This is a genomic window from Alphaproteobacteria bacterium (genome assembly GCA_015062495.1).
GTDB lineage: Bacteria > Pseudomonadota > Alphaproteobacteria > Rs-D84 > Rs-D84 > Enterousia.
Map to the genome: position 1 here is coordinate 274183 of SUUN01000001.1, position 16540 is coordinate 290722.

A 16540-nucleotide genomic window follows, 5' to 3' on the forward strand; every position below is an offset into this window, starting at 1 on the left:
AAATGGCGGGTTTGTTATTCGGATATTGGTGTTGGTTCAGATTGTGGTTGGGGCGCGGATTCCTGGTGCACAATTTCGTTGCGCAAATCACTTTGTGGTGCGGACATATCCGATTTTGCCGACACAAGTGCCAACGCAGCACACAAAACAAAGAATATCGTCGCCAACCATGCCGTCGCACGCGTCAAGAAATTACCCGCCGCCGCGCCAGTTAACGCGCCACCAAACATCGATGCCGCAGAAGAACCAGACATGCCAGACCCTTCGGATTTTTGTAATAAAATCAGGCCAATCATCATAACTGCAACGATAATTAATAATACCAATAAAATAGAAAACATTTCTTACCCTTATGTTTGTTGTTTGCGTTGATTTTAATTCGCGCCATTGGTTTTTGCAAGCATTTTCAATAATTCGGCCGCGGCGGCGGTACTGGCCGCCTTTTTAGAATCACCAGACGCGATTGCAAATTGTCCCAATGCCGTCACACGAACGTGGAAAATCGGATTGTGGGATTCGCCGTGTCCGATTCCGTATTCGTATAAAGGCAATTGGCCCTTGGCGGTTTTTTGAACCAATTCTTGCAATTCTGTTTTAGGATCTTTTGGGGCAACAATGTCGCGGGCGGCCAGTTCGCGCCACAAATTCGCAATCACAGCACACGCGGCATCAAACCCACCGTCAATATAGATTGCGCCGAATATAGCCTCCATCGCGTTGGCCAACATGTGTTTTGTGCGCCCCGCAGTCATATGACCATGACGTACACGCTGGTGCAGGTTCAGACTGCGCGCCATTGAACCAAGTGTTTCGGTCGACACCAATTGCGCGTGACGACGCGCCAATTCGCCTTCGTTTTCACATGGATACATTTCCATCAGCAAATCTGCAACAGACAACCCCAATACACGGTCGCCAATAAATTCCAATCGTTCGTTATTGTGTATCGAATTTACACCACTTTGTGTTAAAGCCAAATCCAACAGTGATTTATTCTTGAATTCGTATCCTAGTTCTTTCATTTTAATCTATCCCCATACCAAATCTGTCCCAACGCATTTTGTTGCCCCAGTTCCAAACGGCCAACATAGGCGCATAATAATTGTGCGAGTACCAGATAAACCAAACATCACCCAAAACATTATCGCGGGGCACAAAACCAACGTCACCGCGGCTGTCGCCACTGTTGTCGCGATTATCACCCATAAAGAAGTAATGGTTTTCAGGCACAACAAATAATTCTGTGTTATCAAAATAGGCATTGTCCGCCATTTCAATTATACTGTGCGAAACACCGTTCGGCAGCGTTTCTGTATATTCGGTCGCATTAAATACACCGCACGCGCCGTTGTACATGTGGCAAAAATCATCAGGCTTGTACTCAATCGTGTAATTAAATTCAGCCGGTTTATTATCAACCCAGATTTTATTACCCTTAATCGACATGTTGTCGCGATAGTATCCGACCGAACGCATAGACTTAGGCAACACAGCAACAATATATGGACGCGGATTTTCACGCGGAACAATCGTGCCATTGATATGCAGACGACCATCAATCATCTGAATTTTATCGCCAGGTTTGCCAATCAGACGTTTGACGTAATCCTGGTGTTCATTAATGGGATTACGGAATACTATAACGTCGCCGATTTCAGGTTCTGTGGCCCAGAAACGGCCGTCCCACATTTTCCAAGAACCAAATGGGAACGAATAACGCGAATAACCATATGCCCATTTTTCTACGAAAATATGGTCGCCAACGTGCAGTGTCGGTATCATCGACCCAGACGGAATGTTAAATGGTTCAAGCAGAAAACTGCGGAAAACAATCGCAATCAACGCCCCATAAAAAATCGTATTAAACCATTCACGGGCAGCATTTTTATTCTTGGCAGGCATATATAATCCTTTGGTTATCGTGAGTATATTAAAACTTGCGCAAAGTTAATTCAAGTTATAATATGCAAAGCATGATATCTTTGAATTCAATCATATTTAATGGAATGGATGCGACACCAATCGATGTCCAGGTGCAATTGTCGGCGGGACTGTCAAAGCCGGAATTTAACATTATCGGGTTGGCCGACCGCGCGGTCAAAGAATCAGCCGAACGTATTCGTAATGTGTTGTCGGCAATGAACCTGTCGTTGCCACCAAAACGGTTGACGGTGAATTTGTCGCCTGCAGATGTGGAAAAAAGTGGTTCACACTTTGATTTACCGATATTGTGCGGAATTTTGTGTGCAATTGGCGTTTTGCCCGAAAATGAACTGGAAAAATATGTGATTTTGGGCGAAGTGGGGCTGAACGGTGCGATTGTTAAAACCGATGCAGTGTTGCCGGCATCCGTATGGGCAAATTCGCGCGGTCTGGGGATTATATGTCCCGGCGACCAGGGCGCACAGGCACGATGGGCGGGGCACGAAAATATACTGGCACCATTTCATGTTATGCAACTGATTAACCATTTCAAGGGAACACAGATTTTGCCTGTGCCTGAACTAACCGCGCCGACGGGGGCACAGGATTCCACGCTGGATATGGCGGATGTACATGGCCAGGCGGCGGCAAAACGCGCATTGGAAATTGCGGCCGCCGGTGGGCATGCGATGCTGATGGTGGGGCCGCCGGGATCGGGAAAAACAATGCTGGCATCACGGTTGCCGACGATTATGCCTGAAATGACCGCACACGAGATTCTGGAAACATCAACCATTTATTCAATCGCAGGGGAACTGGGGACACGGGGATTAATGTCAACGCGACCATTTCGCAGTGTTCATCACACATCCAGTCCAGTCGCGTTGGCCGGCGGCGGTTCGGATGCGCGACCAGGTGAAATATCATTGGCACATAATGGGGTGCTGTTTCTGGACGAATTGCCCGAATTTAACCGCGCAACATTGGAAATCCTGCGCCAGCCGATGGAATCGGGGCGAATTCTGATTTCACGCGCAAAGCGTAATGCAACATATCCGGCGCGTTTTCAATTAATCGCTGCAATGAATCCGTGTCCGTGCGGACATCTGGGGAATGCAGCGTTGTCATGTTCGCGCGCGCCACGATGTGCCGAAGCGTATCAGAACAAGATTTCAGGCCCACTGTTGGACAGAATCGATTTACATGTGGATGTTGATGCCGTTAAACCGTGGGAAATGACAACAGATAATACGCCACGTGAATCCAGCGCAGACATTCGCAAACGCGTTGTTGCCGCACGCGAACGTCAAAATACACGCCAGGGTTGCGTTAACGCGCACCTGGACGGGCCAGCACTGGAACAATATGCCGCATTAACGCCAGAACTGACAACATTTTTAAATACAGCAGCCGAAAAAATGGGAATGTCGGCACGTGGATACAATCGTATAAAGCGACTGGCACGAACAATTGCTGATTTACGTGGCGCAGACGACATAGAAATGCCAGATTTAGCCGAGGCTTTGTCATACCGCCCAATTAATCGCGGTAAGTATGGCGTAAAATTATAATCTATTTTTGGTTTGTGTGGTTAATCCAGTCCTGAATCTGAGAACCGATAACATTATATTTGCGGGCGGCAGCCGCGATACCGTCTGTGTTGGCACAGTCAATGATTTCACGTTTTTGTTCTGGTGAAAATGTACGATGTTTGCGCGTTTCATATATGTGGTATGTATTATTCCACAGGCGGATTGTAGATGCGGCGATATTATATTCACGCGCCGCAGCAGATGGGCCAAATTCACGCGCGTATTTCAGAACCGCAATCTTTTCCGTTTCAGACACACGGACGGGTAATTTGTTTATCGTGTTGGTGCGTTTTGGGCCGTGCTGATTATAGATGTGCAGTTTTTCGTTCCATTTTTGAAGCGTTGCGGTATCTATGTCATAATGATTCATCGCATTAGTCAGGCCATGCGCGTTTGCGTATTCCAGGATTGCGATTTTTTGTTCCACTGAAAACACGCGCATTGTTTGGGTTTCGTATATCTGATATTTACGATTCCAACGTATAACCGTTGATGAAGACACACCAAAGTGACGGGCGGCGGCAATTGTACCATTGTCGCGCGCGTATTCTAAAATTGCACATTTTTCTGCATACGTATACGCCATTGTGTATCCCCCATTATCGACTTAGAAACAGTGAACGACTTTTTTCCAGGAAATAACGACGGTTTGGCATCGCATGAATAAAACGCGACAGATATCGCAGGGAATTCTGAATCATCGTAGTTTCCAGGGTCTGGGTATTGCCCACCTGCAATCGCAGTGATTGCAGTTGGTGCAAATCAAACGCATTGTCATTTTTGGCGTTGCCGGTGTTATATTTAATTTCAAGCATGAAATTGGGAACGTGCGAATTTATAAACTGCATGCGCTTAATCTGTTCGTCCAATGGCATATAATGCAATACGCCCATTGCGATAACTGTATCCAGTGTGTGTTGCATGGACATTTCTTTGGCATTGTCCCAGGTGATTGGCATCGGGATACGACCGCCAACCAATTCAGCCGTACGAACATAGGCATCCATGATTTCAGGTTCATCAATAATATATGCGCCCGGCATATTGTATTCTGTTTGAATGGCGGCCGCCAGTGGCGACAGCCCTGCCCCTAAATCAACGAAACTGTGCGTGGTGTTGCCGGCAACCTTGTCTGATAAAAAGCGGGCACTTTCTGAAAAACGCAATGCGTAATGCAACGAATGCATTGGAACGTTGGTTGCACCTTCGACACAACGGGATAAATATTCCGTGCTGCGAATTGAACCATTGATAATCTTTTGACCAACCTGGCCCAAGTGACGCTTCATACATGACATATTCATAACGTCTAACAAGGCGATATTCCATTCGTGGATATATTCTGTGGCAAATGTAGATATTGGCGACGTGTATTGTTTATGAAGTTCCAGCGCAGGTTCCATAAATAAACTGCACGACATGGGTATGTCCATTAAACCAAATGATAATTTCTGGGCCATTTTCGTTAACGCCCCCGTTCGTTCAGTTGTGCAATATTTGCACGATAATTATTAAATGTGCGCGTTAACGACAGGCGTGCCCAATCATTTGGATGATCGTTCTGGGTCTGTAATAACACGGGTTTATCACGGTGTGCAACGCCAACCAGCAAACCTTCGGCGGTGGCATCTACGTTAAAATACGCAAATAACGGTGCGTGTGGCACAATCAATGCAGAAATGTCCAATCCATGCGACAATGGTGCGCACATACGCGCAATACGTGCCGGAAAACCAAACAATGCGACATCTGCACAATGTGGCAGTTCTATTTTTTTGGCATAGGTGTTTGCACCATATATACTGGTATATTTATGCGCCTTGTAAAAATTTTCAGCATGCCACAATGATATTAGTTCTATGTTTTTATAGGCGGGCGCAATGCTGTGTTCGGCCGACAATAATAAATTATGACCGATATGTTGGCGCTGGTGTGATGGCAAGACATACAGACATTTAATGGTTGCCACATTCCGCGCGCCATATCCACGAATAAAACCAACCATTTTGGCGTCATCATATGCACCAAATGCAAAATTATAGGACTTAGACTTAAATTCCTGTTTATATTCCGACAAAGCACGTGCCAGTTCGTCTGATTCCAGTTCGTAATTATAGTTAAATTCCATCGACGCCGCACGAATATGCAAAAAATCATCCCAGATTCCTGGGACACTTTGGTCAAATATTGGAATGATACGTATGTCGCTCATACCTTAATATATAATACAAATACTTTGTTTTGTCAATATGATTAAAAACTTAAATTTATATCTGGGATTTTGTCGTGCTTTGCGTTTGGTATCACAACGATGTTTTCATCAGCGACCCATCTGCGCGAAAGTGAATTTGGAACAACGCGATCGCCGGCAATAATATAGTGTACCTGGGGGACGGTGGGCAATGCGGTCATATCCAATGATTTTGACAGGGGCATATCATTAAAATACGCAGTCCATTCTGAATGATTCAAAACGCCAGCAATTGTTATCCACCGGATAACATTCAGTTCTGGGGTCTGGTTTATTATTATACCAGATACCATCGCACCACCCGAATAACCAATCAGGACAATAGGACGCTTTTGGGCAATTGTTTTGACCGCGCCAGATACAGAATCGATGATTTTATCCGAAAAACGGCCGTTTGTCCAATCTGTACGGGAACATGATGCCGACATAATATACTGGCACGGGCGGGCAATATATGCCACATTTGGGGACGTGTCACGTGACGCCATGTCGCGTACCAACGTTCCGTTTGGCGTTGGATCAGACGTTGGAATACCACGTGCGTCAAATGAATTTCCGTCGCCTTCGATATAAATATGGATGGGGGATGTGTTGTCAGATAAACGCTGGTACGTGGCAAGTGTGTATTCGCCCGAAACAATTGGCGCGTATATAAAATCAGATGGCGCATGCCACACAGGCGCACATCCAGACAACAATAAAGATAAAATGCCCCACTTCCTCATTTAATGCACGTATTTTACATCATATTAAGATAAAGGTCAAAACATAAAAGTTTTGACAAAAAGACTTGACAAATGTATTGACAAATACTATTTTTGGGATAAAGAATTAAACAATCAGCCAAGGGGGCACATAATGTTTGATAAACTGAAAATGAAATTTGCCGCACGTCGTGTCAAGGCAAAGAAGAAAGACACCAAGAAGAAAACGTCGCGCAAAAACACAAAACGCAACGGATTTTGGGCGCGCGCGTGGAATATAATTTGTTGGCCATTTCGTATGATTGCTAAATTATGCAAGCGGTTTTGGAATTGGCTGTGCGGAATCAATTTAGTTGCAATGGTTAATTTGGCATTGTTGGTGGCGATTATCGTGCTGTTTTCAATGCTGATTATCGATGTGGTTGGATGTCGCAAGCAAGTTGTGATTGTCGCAAAGCAGTCGCAGACTGCCGAACAGATCGTCGTTACAGATGCCGCCGCGCCACGCAATGTAAAACCACGCCCGGTGTTGCCAATCAAGGTTAATGCCCAGACAAATAAAAAGGTAAATCAACCGGTCAATGTTGTGCCGGTAAAACGTAGCGAAGTTAAAATCGCACAGCAACAGACCGCAACGCGCAACAATACATTTTGGGGCGATGTAATCATCGACAGTCGTGGTGCGGGCACGATGCTGAAAAACGCGTCACAGGTTAACGGTAATTTGTATCTGCAAAATATGCGTAAATACACACTGCCGTGTGATATTCGTATTAATGGGAATTTATTCCTGCGCGATGTCAATATGTTACAGTTCTGTGGCGATTTTGTCATCACTGGCAATATTTATGTAAGTCCGCGTTCATCATTTGGACCAATTCCAAAGACAGCGCGCCTGGGCGGACATGTAGTTTTGTAGGTATAAAGTTTCCCCCGATTAATACCACCGTGAAAGCGGTGGTATTTTTTCGTGGAAATATCTGAAAAACATGTGTATAGTGTGCATATCCAAACAATTACAAGGGGGAAATTCAATGTTTGATAAACTGTTAGGCGTGCTGTCCAAAAATTTAGGTTATACAGTTGTACTGGTTGCGGCAATTCTGTTGTTTGCAGTATTTTCCGATGGATTGATTCCGGGATTGATTACCGCGGTGTCTGCACTGTTGGCATATACATGCATTATGGCACTGTACAAGGAATACAAGGCAACACCTGCAAAAAAAGCACCCGCGAAGGTCGCAAAAAAATCAGCGCCTAAGAAAAAATAATACCACCCCGCGATTATGCGGGGTTTTCATTTGAAAAAATTTCTTTACAAGTTTTTTTTATTTGAATACAATCAAGACGTCATAAAATAAAGGAAGGACAAATGGCAGAAAAAACAACAAAAAAAGTAACAGCAAAAAAAACTGTTGCAAAGAAAACCGTTTCTAAACCAGCGGTGGCAAAAAAACCGGCTGCAAAGAAAGCCCCTGCAAAGAAAGTTGCAGAGGTTAAAAAGACAGTGGCCGCACCAGTGGCTGATAAATTCCCATGTGGCTGTGACAAGGGTTGTGCATGTGGCGGTGAATGCGCATGCGCAAAAAAGAAATGCACATTTGGTCGTTTCCTGAAAAAATTAATCTTGGTCTTAATCATTTTCGCATTGGGTTTTGCGGCGGCAAAAATGTGTTGCTGTGACAAGCGCGCGGGCAAGCCACATCCAGAATTTGAAAATGGATGCCTGGTGGTGAAATGCCCAAAAATGGCTGAAAAAGTTCCAATGATGGATGCAAATAATGACGGATGCGTTTCCCGCGAAGAATTCCGTGCTGCACGCAAGGCGATGAAGCGTGCCCCACGCGAAGAAGCACCGGAAATGCCAGCACCAGCGCCACAGATGGCAGAATAAAAAAATCCCGCAATTGCGGGATTTTTTTAGTGGTTAGTGGCGGAATCCATGATTACTTAGATAAATTTTTATTTATCAGAATAATAAATAGCGGATGGTGAGTATTCCCTCGGCATAAATGCCTGCGGGGCATTCCTGACGATTTCGCCGCGCAACGCTTGCAAAATCTACTCATTGTCGAACCCGACAACCAATGTTGTCGGGTTAATCCCGATGCCATAGGACGGTAATAAAAATATGCCCGCATGGGGCATATTTTTATTACTGGCGGATGGTGAGGGATTCGAACCCCCGGTGGAGTTGCCCCCACAACGGTTTTCAAGACCGCCGCATTCGACCGCTCTGCCAACCATCCTAAACTTGTTCCCGTCGGTCTTTCTACCTACGGTTTTGTTCGCTGACCGTGCCTGACGGCACTGCTCACCACTCGTTAGCGTTCGGCTGCACTGCGTTTGCCTTACTTACTCGTATGCAAGACCGCCGCATTCGACCGCTCTGCCAACCATCCTAAACTTGTTCCCGTCGGTCTTTCAACCTACGGTTTTGTTCGCTGACCGTGCCTGACGGCACTGCTCACCACTCGTTAGCGTTCGGCTACACTGCGTTTGCCTTACTTACTCGTATGCAAGACCGCCGCAACGCCCCGCCTGCCAACCATCCTAAACTTGTTCCCGTCGGTCTTTCAACCTACGGTTTTGTTCGCTGACGCTGCGTAGTGTTCACGTTACAAAGTTTTGGTCAACGGCGCATATTGTACATTATTTTTTGCGTATTGCAAATATAAAAATTGCACCACCTGCAAAAAACATTATTAGCGATAACAGTTGCCCCATCGTCAACCCCCACGATGTCAAGAAACCAATCTGGGCATCAGGGGCACGGAATATTTCACAAATCATTCGGAATACCGCATATCCCATACCCATTATGCCCGCCAATGCCCCAGGTCGTTTTTTCAGGCTGGTATAACGATACAGGCAATACATGATTGCAAATAATAATATGCCTTCGGTGGTGGCTTCGTACAATGGGCTGGGGTGGCGCGGGATTGGCGTGTCACCATTAAATACAACTGCCCAGGGGACATCGGTGGGGCGACCCATGACCTCGCGATTAATAAAATTCGCAATACGCCCAAAGAACAGGCCAATTGGCGCAACAACCGCCAGTAAATCCAGAATTTTCCATGCATTTACCGTGTGACGATGGCCATATATAAACGTCGCCATGATTACACCAATCAGTCCGCCATGAAAGCTCATCCCGCCATGCCAAACCGCCAGAATCTGTAACGGATGCGATAAAAAGTAGCCCAAATCATAAAACAGGACATACCCCAGACGTCCGCCTACAATCACACCGATTATTATCGCAGTCAGCAGATCATCCATCTGCTTTTTAGACAACGAAACAACGCTGTCTGCGCGGCGCATCAGCCGACAAAACAACCAATAACCAATGACAAACGCCGCCACATATGCCAGCGCATACCACCGGATATCCAGTCCAAAAATTGAAAATGCAACCGGTGAAATTGGATTAATTGTAATTGCCATAGAATTATTATTTCTGTTTTGTTGGTTGAATTGATGACAGAATACCGGTACGCATTGCACGATATTTTTCAACTATACCGGCATCCATTTGGTCTTGGACGACGATACCCTGGCGCAACAAAATTCCGGCAACTTCTTCGCGTTTGACAAATTTTGCCGCAATCGTTTTGTCGCATGGATATTTGCTGGTCATTTCCTTTTCAATCTGTCGGCCAATTTCATGATATCTGGCAACCAAGTGTTCCAAACCTTCGCGTTTGTTGGCAGACGCCTTTAATATTTCCCGATCCTGGCACATTTCGCGTGCAGATACACGTTTGCATACCGCTACGTATTGTGGTTCATTATAAGCGCTCATTATTAATTACCCTTTTTAATCTTGAATTTGTGTGGGCATTGTATTATATATTTCGTAAATAACAAGGAGAATTATCAAATGGCAAGACAAATGACACCAGTTCGCGATACAACCGCACGCAGTGTGGGGGGTATTGATTTATATCTGAAACGTATTTTCGCATTAATGTTTGGGGCGGTGGGACTGACCGCTGTGGCCGCATATATGACAATTTGGGGTGGCGGACTGCAATACCTGTTTAATTTCCAGACGGGCGGAATGTCAGGATTGTACTATGTATTGTTGTTTGGTGGGCTGGCATTATCCATATGGGCCCAGGTTCGTATATTCAGCATGAAACACACAACAGGTGCGTTAATGTTAGCACTGTACGCAATTTTGATTGGTGTGACGATGACACCGTTGATTGCGGTGGCACTGGCGGTTAATCCGGCATCAATACTGATGGCGTTTATTGTTGCAGCACTGATGTTCGCATGTATGGCAATGTTTGGTTATAAAACGGTCAAAGACCTGTCGTTTATGGGTATATTTTTGATGATGGGGATGATCGGGCTGATTTTGGTTGGATTGCTGTCATTTATTTGGCCTGCAATGATGGGGGGGACATTTGGTACAATCGTATGCTTTATCGGCGTGTTGGTATTCGCACTGTTTACGGCGTATGATATGCAGAACCTGAAACGCGCATATGCCGTTATCGGGGACGAATCCCAGAAAAATCAATTGGCGGTATTGGGGGCGTTGCACCTGTATATTTCATTTATTGCAATGTTCCAATATTTGTTAAGTTTGTTTAATCGTGAATAAGCATAGGGAGAAAAATAAAATGGCTTATAAAATTGATCCAAGTAAATGTATCGGATGTCATACATGCATGGGCACGTGTCCAGTATGTGCAATTTCAACAGGCGCGGATGGCAAGTGCGTAATTGACCCAGCAAAATGTATTTCATGCGGGACATGTGCTGCGATTTGCCCAGTTGGCGCAATCGCACCAGATATGCAATAATTAAAAACCGCCAAATGGCGGTTTTATTTTTTATAACAAATCAAAATTTTTGCGAATTATACGACCGCTGCGACGAAGGGCGGCAGATTCGGACGCATCCATTTTGGGCATTAACGTTGCAACAACGCCGCCACGTCCCACAATGCGCGGTAATGACATGGCCAATGCTTTATCCGCCACACCATCGACCGTGGACACAGTCAAAATTCTGCGTTCATCGTTCGCGATACAGCGCACCAGGTCGGCAACCGCCCCCGCAATACCGTCCCAGGTTGCCCCGCGTCCCTGGATAATTTCATACGCGGCATTATGAACACGGTGTTCGATTGTGTTGCGCGTAGTCTGGGGCAGACTGATTTTCGTCTGGCGACAGAATGAGGCCAAATCAACACCACCAACACACGCGGATGACCAGGCAATCATACTGCTGTCACCATGTTCGCCCAGGACATAGGCATTAATAGACTGGGTTGAAACCGACAATTGGCGTGACAAAATTGTGCGCAGGCGCGCAGAATCCAACATTGTGCCCGTGCCAATGACGCGCGACGCGGGCAATTTTGATATTTTCTGGGCCAACATTACCATCACGTCCAACGGATTGGTGACGATTACCAATTTTACATTTTTAGAATCAACATTTGCCATAACACGTGGCACGATGTCAGATATAACATCAGCATTTGCGTGCAATAAGTCAGTGCGGGTTTGTCCCGGTTTCTGATTTGCGCCGGCGGCAATAATAACAATTTCAGAACCACGGATTGCGCGATATGTGTTTACCGCGGTTATTTTTATATCATATGAAAACGCGGCGGCGTGCCCCAAGTCTTCGGCGGCGGCGCGGGCGCGCACCCCGTTGCGGTCAAACAATACAATTTCATGCGCCAATCCAGTATTCGCAACCGCCGTCGCAACCGCAGAACCAACAGAACCAATGCCGATGATTGATATTTTCATATTCCCCCCGTTAATCTTGTCATGGTTATTTTATCATAAAAAAGCCGATTTATGTACGAGAAAAAAAACATGCGCCCGTAGGCGCATGGTGTCAGATGTTCATATAAGCCGGATTCTGTACTGCCATCGGGCCAGTATGTTTCGCATACCACCCCGCGGTAGTGGGCATGATTAATCTGCGTATCACATTACTGCGAAACGTCAAGCCTTCTACCCGCCCCCGATGTGGGACACATATAGGGGGCCTATTTGAAGTTGCTGCGCGCAGAGATTGCCCGTTTCACTCGAATTTAATCGTTTACGTCACTGTTGCTCTGATCGTCGGGTCGCCCCGCCCGGTATATTAGCCGGTACGCTGTCCCAAGCAGTCCGGACTTTCCTCCACCCGTTGCCGAATGGCCATGCCCAGAACATCTGACAAGGGGTGATTTTAGCAGTTTTTTGCGACAATTCAACTTTTCTTTTTATTATTGAATATTTATGCTTTTTTCACTAAATTTATATGTGATGAGGCGTGAAATTATTGATTTTTTAACGACCGACCTGCAATTTATTCGCGGGGTTGGCCCGGCGTTAGCAGCGCGCCTGGAAGAAATTCTGGGGGGGCGACGGGTTATGGATTTTCTGCGGCATCGGCCGTCCTATGTGCGGGCACGCGGAATTACCGACAATGTGTTGGATGCAAATCCCGGCGACACAATCACAATTCCACTGTTAATCAAATCACATCGTGCGGGACGCGTGTTTCGTGGACGACGCAGTCCAACCCAGATTACATGCAATGATAAAATGGGAAACACGGTTATCATTCAATTCTTTAATGCAAAATATCTGGATTATTGGTTGAACAAAATGCCGGTTGGCGCGTGGCGTATGGTGTCGGGGAAACTGGAAAAAACATCTAAGCCAACGATTAATCATCCAGACTTTATCGAAGAATTACAGAACGCAACAAAAATCCCGTCCGCCCAGGCAATTTATCCCGCCGGCGAAGGAATCACACAGAAAGTATTCGCAAATATTCGCGACCAGATTTTTTCTGCATTGCCCGATAAACTGCGCGGGGAAAGCGATGAACGCGTGCTGGAATTCTTTGACGCGTTGGAACATGTGCACTTTCCAAAATCAGATGATGATTTAGCACCGAACAATACATATATGGCCAAGTTGGCGTACTGCGAATTATTGGCACACCAGGCAGCGATTGTTATCAGTCGGCGCAATCGGATGGATGAACGCAATCGGCGCGCGGTGCGGGCGCAAAAATATAATTTAATGGAACGGTTTTGGGATGCCCTGCCCTTTGAAATGACAGGGGCACAGAAACGTACATGCGATGAAATTTTTGACGATATGCAAAAAAATGTGCCGATGATGCGGTTGGTTCAGGGGGACGTTGGCAGCGGTAAAACAATTGTCGCATTGGCCGCCGCCGTGCGTATGGCGGAAATGGGTGGCCAGACCGCAATTTTAGCACCGACCGATACATTGGCACAGCAGCACCTGGCCAAACTAAAACCAATGTGCGATAAAATCGGGATTGTGTGTGATATATTAACCGGACGCGACAAAGGCGTGGCACGACGCGAAAAATTAATATCACTGCGATCGGGGCGGACGCGGGTTGTCGTAGGGACGCACGCGTTGTTTTCTGCGGACGTGGAATACAAGGATTTAGGACTGGTCATTATTGATGAACAGCATAGATTTGGTGTTGCACAGCGCGAAGCACTGCGTAACAAGGGGGCGAACCCTGATTTGTTGGCGTTGTCGGCGACACCGATTCCAAGAACGCTGTCTATGACGATTTATGGCGACATGGATGTATCGATTATCAATGAAAAACCCGCCGGACGCAAACCGATTAAGACAACAAAATTGTCATGCGGGCGGATTATGGATTTACTGGAACGCATTGATATGCAGGTAGATGCAGGCGCAAAAGTGTTCTGGGTTTGTCCGTTGGTCGAAGAATCTGAAAACGACAATGCGATGGGCGCGGCCGAAGAACGTCATAAAATGTTGACCGAATATTTTCCCAAGGCCGGCCTGGTTCATGGCAAGATGGATAAAAAAGAACGCGACGCGGTTATGGCGGATTTTGCCGCCCCGGATTCTGATATGCCGATACTGGTCGCAACAACGGTTATAGAAGTTGGGATTGATGTACCCCAAGCGTCCATTATTGTGATAGAGAACGCAGAACGTTTTGGTTTGGCGGCATTGCACCAGTTGCGGGGGCGCGTTGGGCGCGGCAATACACAATCGTATTGCGTTCTGTTATTTGGTCGTAATGTGTCCGAAGACGGATTAAAGCGATTGGACGTCCTGTGCGAGACGGACGATGGATTTGTTATCGCGGAACAAGACCTGATGATGCGCGGTGTTGGGGAATTGTTGGGTACGCGGCAAAGCGGTTGGATGCGGTATTACTTTGTTGATTATCGTGAACATCGGGATTTATTCAAATTGGCATCCAGTGCCGCACGTGATAATGATATAGATTCATGGGTACGCGATTTAATGTTTTTCTTTGAACGTGGGGTGGTGCTGGGTGCGTAAGGTAATTGTATTTTTATTATCGGTTATTATTATGATGCCGGCGTTTGGGGCGTCGCTGATTCACGATACGGAAACAGAACGCGTGATAGGTAAATTAGTATTACCATTGGCGCAGGCCGCAAACATCCCAGAAAGTCGTATGAAAATTCACATCATAAATGACGAAGATTTTAACGCATTCGTTATGGGTGGCGAAGATATTTATGTTTATACAGGTCTGTTAAAACAAATAAAAAATCCAAACGCATTACAGGCGGTGGTGGCGCACGAACTGGGGCATACGTTGGGTGGGCATATGGCCCAGATGTCAGATCGCATGAATGCCGAAATGAAACGCACTATGCTGATTCAGGCGTTGGGGGTCGGACTGATGGTGGCGGGTGGTAATCCGACACTTGGGGCTGGGGTTTTGGCGGGGTCATCCGGGGTGGCCCAGCAGTCTATGTTGGCGTTCACGCGTGACGAAGAACGCATTGCTGATAATATGGGCGTGGATTTAATGGTGCGTGCAAAACAAAACCCAGGTGGTTTTATTACTGTGTTTGAACAAATGCACGAATTAACCGGGGCGATGGAATCGAAAATAAATCCAAACCGGGTGAATCATCCGTTGACCATGGAACGACTGAATAATGTAAAACAACAAATTGCAAAAGCAAAACCAGAAAAATGGGTCGAATTGGATGTGGCAGAATACGAACTGGTGCGGGCAAAGTTGGTGGGGTATCTGGATGATGCAAAACAGGTGCGCGAAAAATACCCATATTCAGATAAGTCAGATGCGGCGATTTATGCGCGCGCAATCGCAAATATGCGTGGGGGAAACCTGGATGGGGCGCGAATGGGAACGGAAACTTTAATTTCACGAAATCCAGACAACCCGTATTTCTATGAACTGTTGGGCGACATTGAATACCAATTTGGACATTATGACGACAGTGTAATGGCATATGAAAAATCAATCACACTGGCGGGTGACGCGCCCCAGATTCAGACAGCGTTGGCATTGGTACTGACAGAACGCAAAAAAAACGGTGATATGGCACGCGCCATCGAATTGTGTAAACGCGCAATTTTAAGCGAACCTGCGCCATTGACTTACTGGGTTTTGGCACGCGCGTATGGCGACGACGACCCGGGGCGCAGCGCATGGGCATTGGCAGAATATTACAATATGATTGGCAAAGACAGTGATGCACGGACATATGCCAAGCGTGCACAAAAAGGACTGGGCAAAACAGATGCAGAATATATAAAGTCCGGCGATATTTTGCGCGGCAACACACACCAGAAATAAGCCAGGATTCCTAGATAAGTACCTTTTCCTAAATACAGTATTGCAATTGCATGATGTGTTTTAAAGGTTTATAATATCAATGTCTTATTACAAGACATATGTAAAACCTTGAAAAGGAGAAAAATAGATGAGAGGACTTACAAACTATGTTCTGATACCATTGACATTTATCGGCGCCTTGAACTGGGGGTTGGTTGGTATCTTTGGTTTCGATTTGGTTGCATTTTTGTTTGGGCCAGCAACATTGGCCAGCAACATCGTATATGCAATCATTGGTATTGCGGCGTTGATATGGTTAATATGGATGTTTATCGACCGGCCTGTATCACGCAACGATCGTTAATCACACAATAAAGTTTCATGTCTGCGCCCCAAAAAGTGGGGCGTTTTATTTATGCACAAAGTTTGTAGGAATACTTTTATTTGTCGCG

The 16540-nt window shown here is 46.0% G+C and carries 20 protein-coding genes, 1 tRNA gene and 1 other RNA gene; 9 read left to right on the forward strand and 13 right to left on the reverse strand.

The genetic code is table 11. From position 1 onward, the window contains the following. Positions 1–14: 14 nt before the first annotated feature. Genes secG through lepB form a run of 3 tightly spaced genes read right to left on the reverse strand, consistent with a single transcriptional unit; the run spans position 15 to position 1902 of the window. Positions 15–341, reverse strand: coding sequence for a preprotein translocase subunit SecG (gene secG / locus E7008_01315; protein MBE6456565.1), 327 nt, complete (start codon positions 339–341; stop codon positions 15–17). Positions 342–374: 33 nt separating this feature from the next. Then, positions 375–1022 carry a ribonuclease III gene (gene rnc / locus E7008_01320; GenBank protein MBE6456566.1) on the reverse strand — a complete coding sequence of 216 codons (648 nt, stop codon included), beginning with the start codon at positions 1020–1022 and terminating at the stop codon, positions 375–377. A 1-nt stretch (position 1023) separates the two neighbouring features. Next, complete coding sequence (lepB, locus tag E7008_01325; protein ID MBE6456567.1) at positions 1024–1902, reverse strand: signal peptidase I; 879 nt, start codon at positions 1900–1902, stop codon at positions 1024–1026. A 71-nt stretch (positions 1903–1973) separates the two neighbouring features. Between lepB and E7008_01330 the strand changes: the two genes are divergently transcribed. After that, entirely contained in the window at positions 1974–3494 is a 1521-nt protein-coding gene (locus tag E7008_01330; GenBank protein MBE6456568.1) for an ATP-binding protein, read from the forward strand. Between the two features lies 1 nt (position 3495). Here the strand turns inward: E7008_01330 and E7008_01335 are convergent, their stop codons facing one another. From E7008_01335 to E7008_01350, 4 genes are read right to left on the reverse strand one after another with little or no spacing between them, the layout of a single operon-like run. Beyond that, the gene (locus E7008_01335; GenBank protein ID MBE6456569.1) at positions 3496–4101 is read right to left on the reverse strand and encodes a helix-turn-helix domain-containing protein; all 606 of its coding nucleotides are present in this window, start codon (positions 4099–4101) and stop codon (positions 3496–3498) included. 13 nt (positions 4102–4114) lie between these two features. Then, positions 4115–4975, reverse strand: a complete 861-nt coding sequence (locus tag E7008_01340) for a hypothetical protein (protein ID MBE6456570.1) — start codon at positions 4973–4975, stop codon at positions 4115–4117. A 5-nt stretch (positions 4976–4980) separates the two neighbouring features. Continuing rightward, positions 4981–5727 (reverse strand): GNAT family N-acetyltransferase, encoded by a 747-nt coding sequence (locus E7008_01345; protein ID MBE6456571.1) that lies wholly within the window; start codon positions 5725–5727, stop codon positions 4981–4983. Between the two features lie 41 nt (positions 5728–5768). Continuing rightward, entirely contained in the window at positions 5769–6491 is a 723-nt protein-coding gene (locus E7008_01350) for a hypothetical protein (protein ID MBE6456572.1), read from the reverse strand. Positions 6492–6624: 133 nt separating this feature from the next. On the opposite strand from E7008_01350, the gene E7008_01355 reads away from it, so the two are divergent. Together E7008_01355 and E7008_01360 are read left to right on the forward strand one after the other, a co-directional pair. Then, the gene (locus E7008_01355) at positions 6625–7389 is read left to right on the forward strand and encodes a hypothetical protein (GenBank protein ID MBE6456573.1); all 765 of its coding nucleotides are present in this window, start codon (positions 6625–6627) and stop codon (positions 7387–7389) included. A 115-nt stretch (positions 7390–7504) separates the two neighbouring features. After that, the gene (locus E7008_01360) at positions 7505–7741 is read left to right on the forward strand and encodes a hypothetical protein (GenBank protein MBE6456574.1); all 237 of its coding nucleotides are present in this window, start codon (positions 7505–7507) and stop codon (positions 7739–7741) included. A 79-nt stretch (positions 7742–7820) separates the two neighbouring features. Here E7008_01360 and E7008_01365 read toward each other — a convergent pair whose 3' ends face one another. Then, entirely contained in the window at positions 7821–8021 is a 201-nt protein-coding gene (locus E7008_01365; protein MBE6456575.1) for a hypothetical protein, read from the reverse strand. Here E7008_01365 and E7008_01370 point away from each other — a divergent pair. Further along, on the forward strand, positions 7990–8364 hold the full coding sequence (locus E7008_01370; GenBank protein MBE6456576.1) for a hypothetical protein: 375 nt from the start codon (positions 7990–7992) through the stop codon (positions 8362–8364). The genes E7008_01365 and E7008_01370 overlap by 32 nt on opposite strands. Before the next feature lie 265 nt (positions 8365–8629). On the opposite strand, the gene E7008_01375 is transcribed toward E7008_01370, so the two are convergent. The 3 genes from E7008_01375 to E7008_01385 form a co-directional block, all read right to left on the reverse strand. Further along, positions 8630–8719: transfer RNA gene (locus tag E7008_01375), tRNA-Ser, on the reverse strand. Positions 8720–9122: 403 nt separating this feature from the next. Continuing rightward, entirely contained in the window at positions 9123–9920 is a 798-nt protein-coding gene (locus tag E7008_01380; protein MBE6456577.1) for a prolipoprotein diacylglyceryl transferase, read from the reverse strand. Between the two features lie 7 nt (positions 9921–9927). Continuing rightward, positions 9928–10278 carry a hypothetical protein gene (locus E7008_01385; protein MBE6456578.1) on the reverse strand — a complete coding sequence of 117 codons (351 nt, stop codon included), beginning with the start codon at positions 10276–10278 and terminating at the stop codon, positions 9928–9930. Between the two features lie 78 nt (positions 10279–10356). Here E7008_01385 and E7008_01390 point away from each other — a divergent pair, with 78 nt between their 5' ends. Beyond that, the gene (locus tag E7008_01390) at positions 10357–11088 is read left to right on the forward strand and encodes a Bax inhibitor-1/YccA family protein (GenBank protein ID MBE6456579.1); all 732 of its coding nucleotides are present in this window, start codon (positions 10357–10359) and stop codon (positions 11086–11088) included. 19 nt (positions 11089–11107) lie between these two features. Next, a complete protein-coding gene (locus E7008_01395; protein MBE6456580.1) occupies positions 11108–11290 on the forward strand; it encodes a 4Fe-4S dicluster domain-containing protein in 183 nt (60 codons plus the stop codon). A 30-nt stretch (positions 11291–11320) separates the two neighbouring features. Here the strand turns inward: E7008_01395 and E7008_01400 are convergent, their stop codons facing one another. Both E7008_01400 and rnpB read right to left on the reverse strand, forming a co-directional pair. Then, on the reverse strand, positions 11321–12250 hold the full coding sequence (locus E7008_01400) for an L-lactate dehydrogenase (protein ID MBE6456581.1): 930 nt from the start codon (positions 12248–12250) through the stop codon (positions 11321–11323). An 87-nt stretch (positions 12251–12337) separates the two neighbouring features. Continuing rightward, positions 12338–12668: RNase P RNA component class A (gene rnpB / locus E7008_01405), an RNA gene on the reverse strand. Between the two features lie 62 nt (positions 12669–12730). Between rnpB and E7008_01410 the strand changes: the two genes are divergently transcribed. The 3 genes from E7008_01410 (at position 12731) to E7008_01420 (ending at position 16452) form a co-directional block, all read left to right on the forward strand. Continuing rightward, positions 12731–14812 carry an ATP-dependent DNA helicase RecG gene (locus tag E7008_01410; GenBank protein ID MBE6456582.1) on the forward strand — a complete coding sequence of 694 codons (2082 nt, stop codon included), beginning with the start codon at positions 12731–12733 and terminating at the stop codon, positions 14810–14812. Further along, positions 14805–16109, forward strand: a complete 1305-nt coding sequence (locus E7008_01415) for a hypothetical protein (protein ID MBE6456583.1) — start codon at positions 14805–14807, stop codon at positions 16107–16109. The genes E7008_01410 and E7008_01415 overlap by 8 nt, the downstream gene beginning before the upstream one ends. 127 nt (positions 16110–16236) lie before the next feature. After that, on the forward strand, positions 16237–16452 hold the full coding sequence (locus E7008_01420) for a DUF378 domain-containing protein (protein ID MBE6456584.1): 216 nt from the start codon (positions 16237–16239) through the stop codon (positions 16450–16452). Positions 16453–16540 lie beyond the last annotated feature (88 nt).